General features: G+C 74.1%; 16 protein-coding genes. All 16 read left to right on the top strand.

The genetic code is table 11. The features are described from left to right. Window positions 1-60: 60 nt before the first annotated feature. The 16 genes from FGW31_RS16085 (at window position 61) to FGW31_RS16010 (ending at window position 17,417) form a co-directional block, all read left to right on the top strand. Complete coding sequence (locus FGW31_RS16085) at window positions 61-963, top strand: SRPBCC domain-containing protein (RefSeq protein ID WP_142194105.1); 903 nt, start codon at window positions 61-63, stop codon at window positions 961-963. 53 nt (window positions 964-1,016) lie between these two features. Beyond that, window positions 1,017-1,811: an aldose epimerase family protein gene (locus FGW31_RS16080; RefSeq protein ID WP_142194104.1), complete on the top strand. Its 795-nt coding sequence runs from the start codon at window positions 1,017-1,019 to the stop codon at window positions 1,809-1,811. Between the two features lie 10 nt (window positions 1,812-1,821). Continuing rightward, window positions 1,822-2,370 carry an orotate phosphoribosyltransferase gene (gene pyrE, locus FGW31_RS16075; RefSeq protein ID WP_142194103.1) on the top strand — a complete coding sequence of 183 codons (549 nt, stop codon included), beginning with the start codon at window positions 1,822-1,824 and terminating at the stop codon, window positions 2,368-2,370. 180 nt (window positions 2,371-2,550) lie between these two features. After that, the gene (fbaA, locus tag FGW31_RS16070; RefSeq protein ID WP_142194102.1) at window positions 2,551-3,582 is read left to right on the top strand and encodes a class II fructose-bisphosphate aldolase; all 1,032 of its coding nucleotides are present in this window, start codon (window positions 2,551-2,553) and stop codon (window positions 3,580-3,582) included. 63 nt (window positions 3,583-3,645) lie between these two features. Further along, window positions 3,646-5,151: an MFS transporter gene (locus tag FGW31_RS16065; protein ID WP_142194101.1), complete on the top strand. Its 1,506-nt coding sequence runs from the start codon at window positions 3,646-3,648 to the stop codon at window positions 5,149-5,151. Window positions 5,152-5,168: 17 nt separating this feature from the next. After that, window positions 5,169-5,582 (top strand): DUF3151 domain-containing protein, encoded by a 414-nt coding sequence (locus FGW31_RS16060; RefSeq protein WP_142194100.1) that lies wholly within the window; start codon window positions 5,169-5,171, stop codon window positions 5,580-5,582. 149 nt (window positions 5,583-5,731) lie between these two features. Then, window positions 5,732-6,562, top strand: a complete 831-nt coding sequence (locus tag FGW31_RS16055) for a tryptophan 2,3-dioxygenase family protein (protein ID WP_142194099.1) — start codon at window positions 5,732-5,734, stop codon at window positions 6,560-6,562. After that, a complete protein-coding gene (gene kynU, locus FGW31_RS16050) occupies window positions 6,555-7,751 on the top strand; it encodes a kynureninase (protein ID WP_142194098.1) in 1,197 nt (398 codons plus the stop codon). Before FGW31_RS16055 ends, kynU begins: the two co-directional genes overlap by 8 nt. 176 nt (window positions 7,752-7,927) lie before the next feature. Then, window positions 7,928-8,806, top strand: coding sequence for an alpha/beta hydrolase (locus tag FGW31_RS16045; protein ID WP_142194097.1), 879 nt, complete (start codon window positions 7,928-7,930; stop codon window positions 8,804-8,806). An 853-nt stretch (window positions 8,807-9,659) separates the two neighbouring features. Then, a complete protein-coding gene (locus FGW31_RS16040; protein WP_142194096.1) occupies window positions 9,660-10,655 on the top strand; it encodes an alpha/beta hydrolase in 996 nt (331 codons plus the stop codon). After that, complete coding sequence (locus tag FGW31_RS16035) at window positions 10,648-11,973, top strand: acyltransferase family protein (protein ID WP_142194095.1); 1,326 nt, start codon at window positions 10,648-10,650, stop codon at window positions 11,971-11,973. The genes FGW31_RS16040 and FGW31_RS16035 overlap by 8 nt, the downstream gene beginning before the upstream one ends. Then, window positions 11,966-13,315 (top strand): sensor histidine kinase, encoded by a 1,350-nt coding sequence (locus FGW31_RS16030; protein WP_161176043.1) that lies wholly within the window; start codon window positions 11,966-11,968, stop codon window positions 13,313-13,315. Before FGW31_RS16035 ends, FGW31_RS16030 begins: the two co-directional genes overlap by 8 nt. Then, on the top strand, window positions 13,312-13,974 hold the full coding sequence (locus tag FGW31_RS16025; RefSeq protein WP_142194093.1) for a response regulator: 663 nt from the start codon (window positions 13,312-13,314) through the stop codon (window positions 13,972-13,974). Before FGW31_RS16030 ends, FGW31_RS16025 begins: the two co-directional genes overlap by 4 nt. Window positions 13,975-14,086: 112 nt before the next feature. Further along, window positions 14,087-15,493 carry a sensor histidine kinase gene (locus FGW31_RS16020; RefSeq protein WP_233288625.1) on the top strand — a complete coding sequence of 469 codons (1,407 nt, stop codon included), beginning with the start codon at window positions 14,087-14,089 and terminating at the stop codon, window positions 15,491-15,493. Further along, complete coding sequence (locus FGW31_RS16015) at window positions 15,490-16,155, top strand: response regulator (RefSeq protein WP_142194091.1); 666 nt, start codon at window positions 15,490-15,492, stop codon at window positions 16,153-16,155. Before FGW31_RS16020 ends, FGW31_RS16015 begins: the two co-directional genes overlap by 4 nt. Before the next feature lie 38 nt (window positions 16,156-16,193). Next, window positions 16,194-17,417 carry a cytochrome P450 gene (locus FGW31_RS16010; RefSeq protein WP_142194090.1) on the top strand — a complete coding sequence of 408 codons (1,224 nt, stop codon included), beginning with the start codon at window positions 16,194-16,196 and terminating at the stop codon, window positions 17,415-17,417. Window positions 17,418-17,433: the final 16 nt, after the last annotated feature.

Genomic DNA, 17,433 nt, shown 5'->3' with positions numbered 1-17,433 from the left:
GCGCGCGACTTCCCGACGACGGGGGTGCACTCCGGCGCCGCGTGGGTAGGCTCCGCACTCATGGAGCACGAGGTGTTCGTTCCGGTCGAGGTGGAACGGCTCAGGGAAGTGCTGGACGACCCCGCACGGGTCGCCCGGGCGGTGCCCGGGCTCCAGCACGACGCCGGCGCGGACCCCGTCGCCGGCCGCCTGAAGATCCGCGTCGGCAGCCACTCCGTCACCTACCGGGGTGCCGTCCGGGTGTCCGCGCGGGACGACGGTTCCTACACCGTCGAGGGCGACGCGACGGAGACCCGCGGCAGCGGCTCGGTGCGGCTGGCACTCCGGCTGGGCCTGCGGCCCGCGGACGGCGGCACGACCCTGACCGTCGCCGGTACGGCCACGGCGGACGGGCGGCTCACGGAACTCCCGCAGGACGCGGTGGCCGCGGCCGGGACCCGCCTGCTGAACCGTTTCGCGGAGAACCTGGGCACGGCGGCGGCCGAGGCGGCAGGACCCGGACCCGCACCGGAGTCCCCCGAACTCCTGGCGGCCGGCGACTTCGAACCCCGCGCCACCACCGACTTCGAGACCACCCCGGACGCCGAGGACACCCCGCCGCCGCCCGCGTCCGAGCCGCCCGCCCCGCAGACGCAGGACACGGCCCCCGCGGCGGACGACGCACCGCCTCCCGTCCCCGAGGCACCTTCCGTCTTCGAGACGGAGATCCCGCCCCCGTCGCTCGACGCGGCCGCACAGGACGAGGACGACGACTCCGTCGCCGAGGCGGCGCACGCCCGCCGCACGATGATCGGCCGCAGCGCCGAGGAGGTGGACCACGCCCCGCCCCGCGGCCGCTACGCGCCGGTCCCCGCCCCCCAGACGGTCGCCACCCCGGCCCCGATGCGCTGGGCGGCTCCCGCGGCGGCGCTGGCGGTCGCCTCGGCGGTCGTCGCCTTCCGGGCCCTGCGCAGGCGCCGCTGACCGCCGCCCCCGTCGTGACGGCGCCCTCTTGATCGCACCAGTAGGGTCGTCGCGTGAGGAACGGAGACATCACGCTGACCGCGGGTGACGCGGAGGTGACCGTACTGCCGGGCAACGGCGGACGGGTCGGAGGACTGCGGGTCGGGGGCGTCGAGCTGCTGCGGCAGGGCGAGCGGTTCGGTTGTTTCCCGATGGTGCCCTGGTGCGGACGGATCCGTGAGGGCCGGTTCCGGGACGGCGCCACCGTCCACCGGATGCCGCTGAACGCCCCGCCGCACGCCATCCACGGCACCGCCCGCGACGCCGCCTGGCGCACCGCCCGCACGAGCACCGACGAGGCAGTGATCACCTACGACCTCACGGAGCCGTGGCCGTACCCCGGGCGCGTCACCCAGCAGATCGCGCTCACTGCGGACTCCCTGACCCTGACCATGAGCGTGGAGACGTACGAGTCGTCCTTCCCCGCGCAGATCGGCTGGCACCCCTGGTTCAACCGCTCCCTCGGCGACGGCGGTGAGGACGTGCGGATCGACTTCGCGCCCGCCTGGCAGGAGGAGCGCGGCGAGGACCACCTGCCCACCGGCCACCGGACCGACCCGAAGCCCGGACCGTGGGACGACTGCTTCGGCATGCCCGGCGGCGTCGACGTCACCCTCACCTGGCCGGGACGACTGGAGCTGAAGGTCACCAGCCGCGAGGAGTGGGTGGTGGTCTACGACGAGCAGCGCGAGGCCGTGTGCGTCGAGCCGCAGACCGGGCCGCCCGACGGGCTGAACACCCACCCGCGCCTGGTCACCCCCCTGGAGCCGCTGGAGGCCTCGACCACCTGGACCTGGACCCGGCTTTAAGCTGGCTGGCATGAGCGAAGTTCGCGGCGCGCTGCTGCAGCAGATCAAGGACAAGGCCGTGGTGCACGGCAAGGTGACCCTCTCCTCCGGTCTGGAGGCCGACTACTACGTCGACCTGCGCCGCATCACCCTCGACGGCGAGGCCGCCCCGCTGGTCGGCCAGGTGCTCCTGGACCTGACCGCGGAGCTGGACTTCGACGCGGTCGGCGGCCTGACCATGGGCGCCGACCCGGTCGCGGCCGCCATGCTGCACGCCGCCGCCGCGCGCGGCCGCAGGCTGGACGCCTTCGTCGTCCGCAAGGCCGCCAAGGCCCACGGGCTGCAGCGCCGCGTCGAGGGCCCGGACATCAAGGGCCGCCGGGTCCTCGTCGTCGAGGACACCTCCACCACCGGCGGCTCCCCGCTCACCGCCGTCGAGGCCGTCCGCGAGGCCGGCGCGGAGGTCGTCGCCGTGGCGACCATCGTGGACCGGGCCACCGGCGCCGCCGAGAAGATCCAGGAGGGCGCCGGGGTGCCGTACCTCTTCGCCTACTCCAAGGACGAGCTCGGCCTCGACTGACGTCCGGCCCGTCCGGCGCCGCACCGGCCCGGCGTCACGCGACATAACGACTTGAGCCGCGCGGTCGACCCGCCGGACAAGTCTGGGAAGATTGGGCCCGACAATGACGTCGCATCCAAGGTTCCAGGTCAGGGCCGTCAGTACGCAGCACGCCAACCCGCACGTATAAGGAGCGGACAGATGCCCATCGCAACTCCCGAGGTCTACAACGAGATGCTGGACCGGGCGAAGGCGGGGAAGTTCGCCTACCCGGCCATCAACGTCACCTCGTCCCAGACCCTGCACGCGGCACTGCGCGGCTTCGCCGAGGCGGAGAGCGACGGCATCGTCCAGATCTCGACGGGCGGCGCCGAGTTCCTGGGCGGCCAGCACAACAAGGACATGGTGACCGGCGCGGTCGCGCTCGCCGAGTTCGCGCACATCGTCGCCGAGAAGTACGACGTCAGCATCGCCCTGCACACCGACCACTGCCCGAAGGACAAGCTCGACGGGTACGTGCGTCCGCTGCTCGCGGTGTCCGAGGAGCGCGTCAAGGCCGGCCGCAACCCGCTGTTCCAGTCCCACATGTGGGACGGCTCCGCGGAGACCCTCGCCGACAACCTGTCCATCGCGCAGGAGCTGCTGGAGCGCGCCCGCGCCGCGAAGATCATCCTCGAGGTCGAGATCACCCCGACCGGTGGCGAGGAGGACGGCGTCTCCCACGAGATCAACGACTCCCTGTACACCACGGTCGACGACGCGATCCGCACCGCGGAGGCCCTCGGCCTCGGCGACAAGGGCCGCTACCTGCTCGCCGCGTCCTTCGGCAACGTGCACGGCGTGTACAAGCCGGGCAACGTCGTCCTCCGTCCCGAGCTGCTGAAGGAGCTGAACGAGGGCGTCGCCGCCAAGTACGGCAAGCCGGCCGGCTCCCAGCCGTTCGACTTCGTCTTCCACGGCGGCTCCGGCTCCACCCCGGAGGAGATCCTCACCGCGCTGGAGAACGGCGTCGTGAAGATGAACATCGACACGGACACCCAGTACGCCTTCACGCGTCCGGTCGTCGACCACATGCTCCGCAACTACGACGGCGTCCTGAAGGTCGACGGCGAGGTCGGCAACAAGAAGACCTACGACCCGCGCACCTGGGGCAAGCTGGCCGAGGCGTCGATGTCGGCCCGCGTCGTCGAGGCCTGCCAGAACCTGCGTTCGACGGGCACCCGGATCAAGTAACCGGCCCGCAGCACGGGAGCCCGGCACCGCCCGCGGTGCCGGGCTCTTCCGTATGCTCGCCCCATGCCCGACGTCCGGCTGTCCTCCGCGCGGGGCAAGTGGATCCTGCTCACCACGGTGCTCGGCTCCAGCATGGCCCTGCTCGACTCCACCGTCGTCAACGTCGCCCTCCCGCGCATCGGCCGCGACCTCGACGCCGACCTCGCCGCGCTGCAGTGGACCGTCAACGCGTACATGGTCACGCTGGCCGGGCTGATCCTGCTCGGCGGGGCGCTCGGCGACCGGTACGGGCGGCGGAAGGTGTTCGTCGTCGGCGTGCTGTGGTTCGCCGCCGCGTCCCTGCTGTGCGGCCTCGCCCCGAACGCCGGGGTGCTGATCGCCGCCCGGGCGCTCCAGGGCGTCGGCGGCGCGCTGCTCACCCCCGGCTCCCTCGCCCTCATCCAGGCCACCTTCCACCCCGACGACCGGGGCCGCGCGGTCGGCCTGTGGTCCGGCTTCGGCGGGATCGGCGCGGCGGTCGGCCCGTTCGTCGGCGGCTGGCTGGTGGACGGGCCGGGCTGGCGCTGGGTGTTCTGGCTCAACGTGCCGCTCGCCCTGCTGTGCGCGCCCGTCGCCGTCCGGCACGTGCCGGAGTCGGTGGGCGGGGAGCGCGAGGGCCGGTTCGACGTGCTCGGTGCCGCGCTCGGCGCGATCGCCCTCGCGCTGGTCACGTACGCGCTGATCGAGGCCGGTGACGGCTCCTGGGCGGTCGCGGTGACCGGGGCCGCGGGGCTCGTCGCCGCGGTCGCCTTCGTCCTGGTCGAGAAGCGCCGGCCGGGCCCGATGATGCCGCCGGACATCTTCGCCTCGCGCCAGTTCACCGCCGTCAACGTGGTCACGCTGTGCGTGTACGCGGCGTTCGGCGGGTTCTTCTTCCTCGCCGCGCTGCAGCTCCAGGTCGTCGTCGGCTGGTCCGCGCTCGCCGCCGGCACCGCGCTGCTGCCCACGACCGCGCTGATGCTGCTGCTGTCCGCCCGCTCCGGTGAACTCGGCGACCGGATCGGCCCGCGCCTCCCGCTCACCGTGGGACCGCTGCTGTGCGCCGCCGGGATGCTGCTGATGCTGCGGGTCGGACCGGACGCCTCGTACGCCGCCGAGGTGCTGCCCGCGCTGCTGGTGCTGGGCCTCGGCATGGTCACCCTGGTGGCGCCGCTGACCGCGACGGTCCTCGCCTCCGTGGACACCGCGCGGGCCGGTCTGGCCAGCGGCATCAACAACGCCGCCGCCCGCGCGGCCGGCCTGGTGGCCGTGGCCGCGCTGCCGCTGCTCGCCGGGATGGGACCGGAGGCGTACCGGCTGCCGGACGCCTTCGACGCGGCCTTCCGGCGGGCGATGGCGCTGTGCGCGGGCGTGCTGGTGGTGGGCGCGGCCGTCGCCTGGGCGACCGTGCGCCGCCCGGCACCCGACTGCCGGCACCCGGAGTGCCACACGCACGGCAGCGTGGCCGTGCCGCCGCTGGAGCCGGAGACGGAACGCGGCGAGGAACACGGGACGGCCGCCCCGCGGCCGCGCGGCACCGAGCCGCGCTGATGTACCAGACTGGACCCATGTCCATTCACGAGAACCTCCTCGGGGGACCGCCCCCGACCCATCTGCCCGACGACCCCGGCCCGCGCGAACTGCTCGCCTCGGGCACCTCGGCCACCGACGTCGCGGCCAAGCACCCCACCTCCTCGCTGGCCTGGGCCCGGCTGGCCGACGAGGCGTACGAGCGGGGCAGCGTCGTGGAGTCGTACGCGTACGCCCGTACGGGCTACCACCGCGGTCTGGACGCGCTGCGCCGCAACGGCTGGAAGGGCCACGGGCCGGTGCCGTGGGAGCACGAGCCCAACCGCGGCTTCCTGCGGGCGCTGCACGCCCTCGCCCGCGCCGCCCAGGCGATCGGCGAGCAGGAGGAGTACGAGCGCTGCTCGCAGTTCCTGAAGGACTCCTCGCCGACGGCGGCGCAGGTCCTCGGCTGAGCCGGTCGTGACCGCGGGGCCCGCCTGTGAGCAGGCGGGCCTTGCGGCTGTGGGGGACGATTGCGGAGGATGCCCCGTGGGGACCGGGGCCCCCGTGCCGGTAACGGCAGGGGCGGACCGCTACCCGGAGTACATTTCAGGAGACAGCGATGTCCCACGAGGCTCACGAGCCCGAGACCCCGCATCTCGACTTCCAGGGGACGACCCCCTACGAGGACTACGTCAAGGCCGACGTCCTCACCCACCTCCAGCACACCCTCTCCGACGATCCCGGAGAGATGGTCTTCCTGGTCACCACCCAGGTGATGGAGCTGTGGTTCACCGTCGTCGTGCACGAGTGGGAGACCGCGGCGAAGGCGCTGCGGGAGGACGACGTACCGACCGCGGTCGACGCGCTGAAGCGGTCCGTGCGGGAACTGGAGGCGCTGAACGCCTCCTGGAAGCCGCTGAGCGGGCTCACCCCGGCGCAGTTCAACTCCTACCGCGGCGCCCTCGGCGAGGGGTCCGGCTTCCAGTCGGCGATGTACCGGCGGATGGAGTTCCTGCTCGGCGACAAGTCCGCTTCCATGCTGGTCCCGCACCGGGGTGCGCCGCGCGTGCACGCCGAGCTGGAGAAGGCGCTGCACGAGCCGAGCCTGTACGACGAGGTGCTGCGGTTCCTCGCGCGGCGCGGCCACCCGGTCCCGGACGAGGTGCTGCGGCGCGACGTGTCGCAGCGGTACGAGCCGTCCCCGCAGGTGGAGGCCGTCTGGACGGCCGTCTACTCGAGTGACGAGCGCGACGAGGTCGCCCGTCTGGGCGAGGCGCTGACCGATGTTGCCGAGCTGGTGTGGCGCTGGCGCAACGACCACCTGGTCGCCACCCGGCGCGCGATGGGCGCCAAGACCGGTACGGGCGGTTCGGCCGGCGTGGCGTGGCTGGAGAAGCGGGCGCAGAAGAGCGTCTTTCCCGAGCTGTGGACGGCGAGGTCCTATGTCTGAGCAGGTCACGAAGGCGGAGAAGCTGGACGCCTCCGACGTGCTGGCCGCCAAGCGGGCGGAGTTCGTGCTGGACGACGTGGTGTACCTGGACGGCAACTCGCTGGGCGCGCTGCCCGTCGCGGTTCCCGGCCGGGTCGAGGACGTGGTGCGCCGGCAGTGGGGCGAGCTGCGCATCCGGTCCTGGACGGAGGGCGGCTGGTGGACGGCGCCGGAGCGGATCGGCGACCGGATCGCGCCGCTGGTCGGTGCGGCGCCCGGACAGATCGTGGTCGGCGACTCGACCAGCGTCAACGTGTTCAAGGCGCTGGTGGGCGCGGTGCGGCTGGCGCGGCTCGCCGATGCCGGGCGGGACGAGATCGTGGTGGACGCGACCACGTTCCCCACGGACGGCTACATCGCGGAGTCGGCGGCCCGGATGACGGGCTGCACCCTGCGCCCGGTCACCCCGGCCGAGGTGCCGGGCGCGCTCGGCGACCGTACGGCGGCGGTGCTGCTGAACCACGTCGACTACCGCACGGGTCGGCTGCACGACCTGCCGTCGCTGACGGCCGCCGTGCACGCGGCGGGGGCGCTCGTGGTGTGGGACCTGTGCCACAGCGCGGGCGCGCTGCCGGTGGGACTCGACGAGCACGGCGTGGACCTGGCGGTCGGCTGCACCTACAAGTACCTCAACGGCGGGCCGGGCTCACCGGCGTACCTGTACGTGCGTGCCGAGTGGCAGGACCGCTTCGACTCGCCGCTGCCGGGCTGGAACTCGCACGCGGAGCCCTTCGGGATGCGCCCGGGCTACGCGCCGGCGGCGGGCGCGGTGCGCGGGCGGGTCGGCACCCCGGACATCCTGTCGATGCTGGCGCTGGAGGCGGCGCTGGAGGTGTGGGACGGCGTCACGGTCGAGGAGGTGCGGGCCAAGTCGCTGGCGCTGACGGACTTCTTCCTGGAGTGCGTCGAGGAGTACGTCCCCGGGGGCCGGGTCGAGTGCGTGACCCCGCGGGCGCACGGGGAGCGGGGCAGTCAGGTCGCGCTGCGCTGCCCGGACGCCGGTGTGGTGATGGAGCGGCTGATCGGGCGCGGCGTCGTCGGCGACTTCCGCCGTCCGGACGTGCTGCGCTTCGGCTTCACCCCGCTGTACGTCGGCTTCGGTGACGTGGAGCGGGCGGCGCGGGTGCTGGCGGAGGTACTGGCGGAGTAACCGGGTCCGGTCCCGGGTCGGGGAGGGGCGGCGGGCCGTACCGCCGCCCCTTCCGTAAAGGTTCACGGTGCGTGATATCCCGATGTCGGCGCACGTCACCGTCCTGATACCGTCCCGGCCAACGGCCGGATACTTCACTGGTTCGCCAAATACGTTTCATCGCTGAGAGGTTGAGCATGTCGGACGACGTCGCAGCCGCCCGGGCCGCAGCCGAGGAGCAGTCCGCCCTCACCCGCCGGCCCGTCGCCCCCGACGCCACCGCCGCCTACGGCGACGACCCGGACCAGCTGATCGACTTCTACGCGCCGCGCGGACCCGGCGGGCCCGGCGGCCCGGCACCCGTGGTCGTCGTCCTGCACGGCGGCGCCTGGCGCGGCCCCTACGACCGGCGCCACATCAGCCCCTTCGCCGCCTTCCTGGCCGGCCGCGGCTTCGCGGTGGCCAGCGTCGAGTACCGGCGCGGGCCGGGGGAGCGCGGCGGCGGGGACGCGGTCGCCGGCCGGTGGCCGGACACCCTCGACGACGTCGCCGTCGCGCTGGACGCGCTGGACGGGCTGGCCCGGGCGCACCTGCCGGGGGCCGACCCGCGCCGCACCGTCCTCACCGGCCACTCCGCCGGCGGCCACCTCGCGCTGTGGGCCGCCGCCCGGCACCTCCTCCCGGCCGACGCGCCCTGGCGCACCGACGGCCCCGCGCCGCTGCGCGGCGTGGTCGCGCTCGCCCCGATCGCCGACCTCGCGGTCGCCGACGAACTGGGCGTGTGCGACGGCGCCGCCCGCCAACTCCTCGGCGGCAGCGAGCACTTCGTTGAGCGCCGGCCCTACGCCGACCCGGCGCTGCTGCTGCCCACCGGCATCGCCACCACCCTGGTCCAGGGCCGCACGGACACCGATGTGCCGCAGGCGGTCGCCGAGTCGTACGCGGATGCGGCGGCGAAGGCCGGCGAGGTGGTGGGGCTGACGCTGCTGGAGGACGTCGGCCACTTCCCGCTCATCGACCCGGCGGCGGACGCCTGCGCGGTGGTCGCGGAGGAGATCGCCCAGCTCGCCTGGTGACTTCCCGGCGGGTGGTTGTGGAGGTCGCCCAGCTCGCCTGGTGACTTCCCGGCGGGTGGTTGTGGAGGTCGCACAGCTCGCCTGGTGACGTCGGGCGGGTGGTTGTGGAGGTGGCCCGGCGGCTGGTGACTTCGGGCGGGTGGTTGTGGAGGTCGCCTGGCGGTTGGTGATTTCGGGCGGGTGGCGAGGAGGCCCGGCGGCTGGTGACTTCCCGGCGGGTGGTTGCGGAGGGCGCCCAGGTCGCCTGGTGACGTCGGGCGGGTGGTTGGGGAGGTCGCCTGGCGGTTGGTGATTTCGGGCGGGTGGCGAGGAGGCCCGGCGGCTGGTGACTTCCCGGCGGGTGGTTGCGGAGGGCGCCCAGGTCGCCTGGTGACGTCGGGCGGGTGGTTGGGGAGGTCGCCTGGCGGTTGGTGATTTCGGGCGGGTGGCGAGGAGGCCCGGCGGCTGGTGACTTCCCGGCGGGTGGTTGCGGAGGGCGCCCAGGTCGCCTGGTGACGTCGGGCGGGTGGTTGGGGAGGTCGCCTGGCGGTTGGTGATTTCGGGCGGGTGGCGAGGAGGCCCGGCGGCTGGTGACTTCCCGGCGGGTGGTTGTGGAGGTCGCACAGCTCGCCTGGTGACGTCGGGCGGGTGGTTGTGGAGGTCGCCTGGCGGTTGGTGACTTCCCGGCGGGTGGCTGTGGCGGTCGTCCGGCGGCTGGTGACTTCCGGCGCGCGGGCGCCCGGTGGTCATACCCCTCATACCTGAGAGCTACCCCGCAGGTGAGTCCCCCGGCGGGACGCGGGTTACGCGCGCCGCTCCGTAACTTCCCTTCCCGGCAGCCCGAACGGCGGGCGGACCGGGAGGTGCGGTGGGCATGGGGCGGCGACGCGGGCCGGACAGCGGGAACCGTGCGCGACGGCGGCGATGGCGGCGCGGGGCGCTCGCGGCGCTGGTCGCCTGCGCGGTGGCCGTGCCGCTGGCCGGGGCGGGACGGCCGCGGGTGCCCGCGCCGGCGCCCGCCGTGCTCGCGCCGCCGACCGCGGCGACCCTCCACGCCACCTACGCGGCCCACCGCGCCGCCGCCGGGGCCGCGGCCCGCACGGCCGCCGCGCACGGCTACCGGGAGCGGGCCGCCGTCGACCGCCAACTCGCGGACAGCAAACGGCAGTTGCTGTCCTTCGACGGGCGCGGTCCGGGGCTGGTCACCGAGGTGTTCGGCGAGCTGGCGCACGCCGACCGCATCGCCGTCCTCGTCCCCGGCTCCGACACCGGCCTCGACACCTACGGCCGGTTCCGCGCCGCCGCCCTCGCCCTGCACCGGCGGCTCACCGACGACGCACCGCCCGGCACCCGTACGGCGGTCGTGGCCTGGCTCGGCTACGAGACCCCCGGCACCGTCAGCACCGCCGTCGCCACCACGGACCGGGCGGAGGAGGCCGCACCCGAACTCCGCGCCGCCGTACGCGAGGTGCGCGCCGTCGTCGGCCCGCGGCCCCGCGTCTCGCTCCTGTGCCACTCCTACGGCTCCGTCGTCTGCGCCCGCGCCGCCGCCGGTCTCGACGTCGACGACATCGCCCTCGTCGGCAGCCCCGGCACCGGCGCCCGCACCGTCGCCGGCCTGCGCACCCGGGCCCGCGTCTGGGCCGCACGCGGCACCGACGACTGGATCGAGCACGTGCCGCACCTCAGCGCCGGCCTGTTCGGCACCACCGTCGGCTTCGGCACCGACCCCCTCTCCCCGGCGTTCGGCGCCCGCGTCTTCGCGGCCGGCGACGGCGGGCACAGCGACTACTTCGCACCCGGCTCCACCTCCCTGACCAACCTCACCCGGATCGTCCTCGGCCGGACCCAGGCGGTGACCCGTGACTGAACAGCCCACCCCGCGCACCACCCCGCGCACCCTCCCGAGCACCACCGAGCGCACCCTGCCGGGCACCTCGTCGCGCACCTCACCGTGCACCTCACCGCGCACCTCACCGCGCACCGGCCCGTGGGCCGCCGCCCGTCGCGCCGCCGAACGCGTCGACGCGGTCACCCCCGAGGGCCGCGACCGCGCCGTGGACGCGCTGCGCGCCGCCGCCGTCCTCGGTGTCGTCCTCGGCCACTGGCTGGTCACCGCCCTCGTCGCGGACGGCCGCACCCTGCGCACCGCCAGCCCGCTCCAGCACCTGCCGTGGCTGGCCCCGCTCTCCTGGGCGTTCCAGACCCTCGCCGTGTTCTTCCTGGTCGGCGGCCACGTGGCGACCCGCGGTCACGCCTCCGCCCGGGCCCGCGGCATCCCGTACCGCAGGTGGCTGGGCGGCCGGCTGGCCCGGCTGTTCGGGCCGGTCACCGCGCTGCTCGGCCTGTGGACGGCCGTCACGGCCGCGCTGCTGCTGTCCGGCGCCGAGTACGCGACCGTCCGCACGCTGGTGAAACTGGCCCTGTCCCCGCTGTGGTTCCTGCTGGTCTTCGCCGCCCTCACCGCCGCCACTCCGCTCCTGTCCCGACTGCACCCGCTGTGGCCGCTCGCCGTCGTCCTCCACGTCGACCTGCTCCGCTTCGGCTTCGGCGCCCCGGCCGCGCTCGGCTGGCTGAACCTCGCCGCCGGCTGGCTGGTGCCGTACACCCTGGGCGCCGCCTGGGCGCGGGGCGAGCTGGAACGCCGCCGCTCCGGCTGGACCCTGCTGCTCGGCGGCACGGCGGCCACGGCGGCGCTGCTTCTCCTGGCCGGCTATCCGGCGTCGATGGTCGGCGTCCCCGGCGCCGCCGTCTCCAACCTCGACCCGCCGACGCTGGCCGCCGTCACCTTCGGCATCGCCCAGTGCGGGCTCGCGCTGCTGCTGCGGGAGCGGCTGCGCCGCGCGATGCGCCGACCGGTCGCCTGGGCGGCGGTGGCGCTGGTCAACCTGTCCGTGATGACGGTCTTCCTCTGGCACCAGACCGCGCTGATGGCGACCACCGCCACCGGTCTGCTCGCCGGCCGCCTCCCCGGACTGCACACCGTGCCGGACGGCCTCGACTGGGTCGCCGCCCGCCTGGCCTGGCTGCCCGTGTTCGTCCTCGTCCTCGCGCTGTGCCGGTCGGCGTTCCGGTCGTGGGAGCGGGGCGGCGGCGGACGGCACGGACGGTCCCGGGTCGTCGTCGCGCACCGTCCGACCGACCGGGGACCGACGGAGGGAGTACGTCATGTCCGGCGCCATGTCTAGGCTGAACCGTGTGACGAACAAGGGGGCGGAGGTCGTCCGGCGGTGCCTGCGGGTGCTGCGCGACGACCTGTGGACGGGGCGGGCGGACCCGCTGCCGCCGTCGGTGTGGCTGCGCTGGGTGCCGCACGGAGTGGTGTGCCTGGCCGCGTTCGGGGTGCTGCTCGGCGACGCCGCCCAACTCGCCGACGGCGGTGGGCTCGACATCGGGTCGGCCTTCCTGATCGCGCTCGCCCAGGCCGGGGCCATGGTGCTCGCGCTGTGGCGGCCGGTGCCGGCGTGGTGGCTGTCGATGGCGGCCATGCTCGTGGGCCAGTCCGCGGTACGGGCCCTGATGGAGGCCGACGGACACAGGTTCACCTGGCCCTGGACGGCGGCCGGCCTCGTCGCGCACCTCTTCGTCCTGCTGCTGCTGGCGCTGCGCGTCCGCCCCCGGGTGTCCCTGGAGACGCTGGGTCTGACGGTCCTCGCCACCTATGTCGTCGAAGGTCTCATCGGCGCCCGGAACTTCCAGCCGACCGGCGTGACCGCCGCCGTCCTGTTCACGGTCGCCGTCATGTTCGGCATGGCCCTGCGCAGCCGCCGCGAGGCCCGCACGGCACTCGCGCAGCAGACCACCCTCACCGCCGAGGAACGCGCCCGGCGCACGCTCCTGGAGGAACGCAGCCGCATCGCACGGGAGTTGCACGACGTGGTGGCCCACCACATGTCGGTGATCTCCATCCAGGCGCAGGTCGCCCCGCACCTGGTCCAGGACCCGCCCGAGGAGCTGAAGGACAACCTCGCCGGGATCCGGCAGAACGCCGTCCAGGCGCTGACCGAGCTGCGCCGGGTACTGGACGTGCTGCGCTCCGAACAACCCGCCGCCGACGGCCGCCGGGACGCACCCGGCACCGCCCCGCACGCCCCGCAGCCCACCCTCGACCGGCTGGAGGCGCTCGTGGAGAACACCCGTGCCGCCGGACTGACCGTGACCACCGAGATCACCGGGACGCGGCGCCCGCTGCCGCCCGGCGTGGAACTGTCGGCGTACCGGATCGCGCAGGAGGCGCTGAGCAACGTGCTGCGGCACGCGCCCGGCGCGAGCGCTCGCGTCGCCCTCGCCTACGATCCGCGCGGGCTGCGGGTGGAGGTCGTCGACACCGGCGCGACCCGCGCGGCGCCCCCGTCACCCGGCGCCGGACACGGACTGCTCGGCATGCGGGAGCGGGCGGTGATGCTCGGCGGCACCCTGACGGCCGGCCCCTGGTCCGGCGGCTACCGGGTCGAGGCCTACCTCCCGGCCGCCGCGCCCGCCGGCCCGGCACCCGACCCCGCTCCCGACACCCAGGACGGACCCGCATGATCCGCGTACTCGTCGCCGACGACCAGCAGATGGTCCGGCAGGGCTTCACCGTGCTGCTCAACACGCAGCCCGACATCGAGGTGGTCGGCCAGGCGGTGGACGGACTCGACGCGGTCGCGCAGGTCGCCGAACTCGCCCCGGACGTCGTCCTGATGGACATCCGCATGCCCGAACTCGGCGGCATCGAGGCCACCGCCCGCATCACCACCGCCACCCCGCACATCAAGGTGCTCGTCCTGACCACCTTCGACCTCGACGAGTACGTGTACGAGGCGCTGCGCGCCGGGGCGTCCGGCTTCCTGCTGAAGGACGCCTCCGCCGACCAGCTCGCCGAGGCGGTACGGGTGGTGGCGGCCGGGGACGCGCTGCTCGCGCCGGGCATCACCCGCCGGCTGATCGCCGAGTTCTCCCGTCTCGACGCCCGGCCCCGCACCCCGCTCAGGCAACGCGTCGGGGACCTCACCGAGCGGGAGACGGAGGTGCTCGCGCTGATCGCGCAGGGCCTGTCGAACGCGGAGATCGCGGTCCGGCTGGTGGTGGCCGAGCAGACCGTGAAGACGCACGTCGGCCGCATCCTGGTGAAGCTGGGCCTGCGGGACCGCACCCAGGCGGCGGTGTTCGCGTACGAGTCCGGGCTGGTCCGGCCCTCCGGGTACTGATCCGGATACCGCACGGCGGCCCGGCGTGGGCCGCGTAGTACCTGAGAAGGACCTTCCGGAACCCGTCTCACCGGGGACGACCGCCGTCCCCCGGTCGGCCTACCGTGTGAGCGTGACCGAGACGACCCACACGCGCTCCCGGGCCGCGACGCCCGCGGCCGGCGCCAGGACGCGCAGCCCGGAGTACCGGCTGGCCCAGGACGCGCTGAGCGGACTGCGCCAGGACCTGTTCCACGACGCCTTCGCCTACCGCCCGCTGCCGCGCCGGCACACCGACGGACCGTTCGTCCGCCGGCTGCCCGGCCGGCTGCGCCGGGCCGCGGAACACCTGCCGCACGCGGTGGTGGGGGCGGTCGCGCTGATCGCCTGCCTGGCCGGCGCGGTGGGAGGCGGCCTGCCCGGCGGGGACGTCCCGGCGCTCCTCTCCGGCCTGATGTGCGCGCTGCCGGTGCTGGCCACGCTGATCCGGCCGGTCGGCGCGTTCTGGCTGTCGCTGGCGGTGACCCCGGTGGTCGCGATCCTCAACCGAAGCGGCGGCGACTGGCCGTGGATGCCCGGCGCGTTCGTCTGCCACCTGGCGGTCCTGGTCGTCGTGGCGCTGCGCACCCGGCCCCGCACCGCGGCCTGGATGTGGGTCCTGACCGCCGCGTACGCCTTCCTCTCGGACATCGTCTTCAGCGGCGCGTACTACTACACCAACAGCGGGCCCATGATGGTGACGTCCGCGTTCGCCCTGCTCGTGGTCTCCCTCTGGCACGTCCGCCACACCGCGCAGCAGGAGGTGACCGCCCAGCAGACGGTCACCGCGCACGAACGCTCGCGGCGCACCGCGCTGGAGGAGCGCACCACCATCGCCCGCGAACTGCACGATGTGGTGGCCCACCACATGTCGGTGGTCGCCATTCAGGCCGAGGCCGCGCCCTACCGGGTGGAGAACCCGCCGCCGGAGCTGGAGCGCGCCTTCGCCACCATCCGCGAGAACGCGGTGGCCGCCCTGACCGAGCTGCGCCGCATCCTCGGCGTGGTCCGCGCCGAGGACTACGAGGCCCCGGACTCCCCGCAGCCCACCCTCGCCGACCTGGACGCCCTGCTCGTCAATGTGCGCGACGCCGGTCTGGACGTGGAGAAGGTGGTGACCGGCGCGGTGCGCGAACTGCCGCAGGGCGTGGAGCTGTCGGCGTACCGGATCGTGCAGGAGGCGCTGAGCAACAGCCTCCGGCACGCGCCCGGCGCGAGCGCCCGCGTGGAGATCGGGTACGTCCTCGGCGGCCTCGGCGTGCGCGTGGTGAACGGCCCGATGCCCCGGCCGACCCTCGTCAAGCCCGCCCGCCACCCGGCCACCACCCCTGAAGGAGCGCTTCGCCCGCCCTCTCCCCTGGGCGCCGGCCACGGCATCACCGGCATGCGCGAACGGGTCACCATGCTGAACGGTGAGATGACGGCCGGCCCGACCGACGACGGCGGCTACGAGATCGCGGTGTTCCTGCCGGTCACCGCAGTGAACGAAGGTGACGCATGACCATTCGCGTCCTGATCGCCGACGACCAGATGATGGTGCGCGAAGGCTTCTCGGTCCTGCTCAACGCGATGCCGGACATCGAGGTCGTCGGCGAGGCCGTCAACGGCCGCCAGGCGGTGGAGCGGGTCCGTGAACTCGCCCCCGACGTGGTGCTGATGGACATCCGCATGCCCGAGCTGAACGGCATCGAGGCGACGCGGGAGATCGCCGCCGCCGACGGTGCGGCGAAGGTCCTGGTGCTCACCACCTTTGACCTCGACGAGTACGTCTACCAGGCGCTGCGCGCGGGCGCCTCCGGCTTCCTGCTGAAGGACGCCTCCGCCCGCCAGCTCGCCGACGGGGTGCGGATCGTCGCGTCCGGGGAGGCGCTGCTCGCGCCGTCGGTGACCAGGCGGCTGATCACCGAGTTCTCCAAACTGTCCGAGGGCCCGCGCCTGATGCCGTCCGCGCAGGCGGCGTACGGCGATCTGACCGAGCGGGAGACGGAGGTGCTGGTGCTGATCGCGCAGGGCCTGTCGAACGCCGAGATCGCCGGACGGCTGGTGGTCGCCGAGTCGACGATCAAGACGCATGTGAGCCGCATCCTGGTGAAGCTGGGCCTGCGGGACCGCACGCAGGCGGCGGTGTTCGCGTACGAGGCCCGGCTGGTCACGCCGGGTTGACCCTGGTCGGCGGGCCGGATGCGGGCTACGGTCCGTCCATGGCTGCTCCTGACGACCTCGCGTTCGACCCGTGGGACCCCGCGTTCGTCGCCGACCCCTACCCCGCCTACGCCGAGCTGCGGCAGCGGGGCCGGGTGCGGTACTTCGAGCCGACGGACCAGTGGCTGGTCGCGCACCACGCGGACGTCTCGGCGCTGCTGCGCGACCGGCGCCTGGGACGGACGTATCTGCACCGCTTCAGCCACGAGGAGTTCGGCCGCACGACGCCCCCGCCGGAGCACGAGCCGTTCCACACCCTCAACGATCACGGCATGCTCGACCTGGAGCCGCCGGACCACACCCGCATCCGGCGCCTGGTGTCCAAGGCGTTCACGCCGCGCACGGTGGAACGGCTGAAGCCGTACGTCCGCAACCTCGCCGACGACCTGGCCGGGGCGCTGGTCGAGGCGGGCGGCGGCGATCTGCTGAAGGACGTCGCCGAGCCGCTGCCGGTCGCGGTGATCGCCGAGATGCTGGGCATCCCGGAGTCCGACCGGGCCCCGCTGCGCCCCTGGTCGGCGGACATCTGCGGGATGTATGAGCTGAACCCGTCCGAGGAGGCGGCCGCCAAGGCGGTCCGGGCGTCGGTGGAGTTCTCCGACTACCTGCACGACCTGATCGCCGAGCGGCGCAGGAACCCGGGCGACGACCTGATCTCGGGCCTGATCGCCGCCCACGACGAGGACGACGACCGGCTCACCGAGCAGGAGATGATCTCCACCTGCGTGCTGCTGCTGAACGCAGGCCACGAGGCGACGGTGAACGCCACCGTCAACGGCTGGTGGGCCCTGTTCCGCCACCCCGACCAGCTGGCGGCCCTGCGCGCCGACCACTCCCTGGTGCCCACGGCGATCGAGGAGCTGATGCGCTACGACACTCCGCTCCAGCTCTTCGAACGCTGGGTGCTGGACGAGATCGAGATCGACGGGCAGGTGATCCCGAGGGGCGCGGAGATCGCGATGCTCTTCGGCTCCGCCAACCACGACCCGGCGGTCTTCACCGACCCGTCCCGCCTGGACCTGACCCGCGCCGACAACCCGCACATCTCCTTCAGCGCCGGCATCCACTACTGCATCGGCGCACCGCTGGCCCGCATCGAACTGGCCGCCTCGATGACGGCCCTGCTGGAGAAGGCCCCGACCCTGCGCCTGGCGGCGGAGCCGCGGCGGAAGCCGAACTTCGTGATCAGGGGCCTGGAAGGGCTGACCGTGGACGTGGGGTGACCGGCCGGCCGACGGC

It is taken from the genome of Streptomyces calvus, from assembly GCF_006782915.1.
GTDB classification, from domain to species: Bacteria; Actinomycetota; Actinomycetes; order Streptomycetales; family Streptomycetaceae; genus Streptomyces; species Streptomyces calvus.
Note: the sequence above shows the minus strand (reverse complement) of the source record. Positions and strands in the feature narration are given on the sequence as shown.

Coding starts and splice junctions, on each gene's coding strand:
- FGW31_RS16085 (WP_142194105.1), top strand. CDS start 61: ATGGAGCACGAGGTGTTCGTTCCGGTCGAGGTGGAACGGCTCAGGGAA.
- pyrE (WP_142194103.1), top strand. CDS start 1,822: ATGAGCGAAGTTCGCGGCGCGCTGCTGCAGCAGATCAAGGACAAGGCC.
- fbaA (WP_142194102.1), top strand. CDS start 2,551: ATGCCCATCGCAACTCCCGAGGTCTACAACGAGATGCTGGACCGGGCG.
- FGW31_RS16065 (WP_142194101.1), top strand. CDS start 3,646: ATGCCCGACGTCCGGCTGTCCTCCGCGCGGGGCAAGTGGATCCTGCTC.
- FGW31_RS16060 (WP_142194100.1), top strand. CDS start 5,169: ATGTCCATTCACGAGAACCTCCTCGGGGGACCGCCCCCGACCCATCTG.
- FGW31_RS16055 (WP_142194099.1), top strand. CDS start 5,732: ATGTCCCACGAGGCTCACGAGCCCGAGACCCCGCATCTCGACTTCCAG.
- kynU (WP_142194098.1), top strand. CDS start 6,555: ATGTCTGAGCAGGTCACGAAGGCGGAGAAGCTGGACGCCTCCGACGTG.
- FGW31_RS16045 (WP_142194097.1), top strand. CDS start 7,928: ATGTCGGACGACGTCGCAGCCGCCCGGGCCGCAGCCGAGGAGCAGTCC.
- FGW31_RS16040 (WP_142194096.1), top strand. CDS start 9,660: ATGGGGCGGCGACGCGGGCCGGACAGCGGGAACCGTGCGCGACGGCGG.
- FGW31_RS16030 (WP_161176043.1), top strand. CDS start 11,966: ATGTCTAGGCTGAACCGTGTGACGAACAAGGGGGCGGAGGTCGTCCGG.
- FGW31_RS16025 (WP_142194093.1), top strand. CDS start 13,312: ATGATCCGCGTACTCGTCGCCGACGACCAGCAGATGGTCCGGCAGGGC.
- FGW31_RS16015 (WP_142194091.1), top strand. CDS start 15,490: ATGACCATTCGCGTCCTGATCGCCGACGACCAGATGATGGTGCGCGAA.
- FGW31_RS16010 (WP_142194090.1), top strand. CDS start 16,194: ATGGCTGCTCCTGACGACCTCGCGTTCGACCCGTGGGACCCCGCGTTC.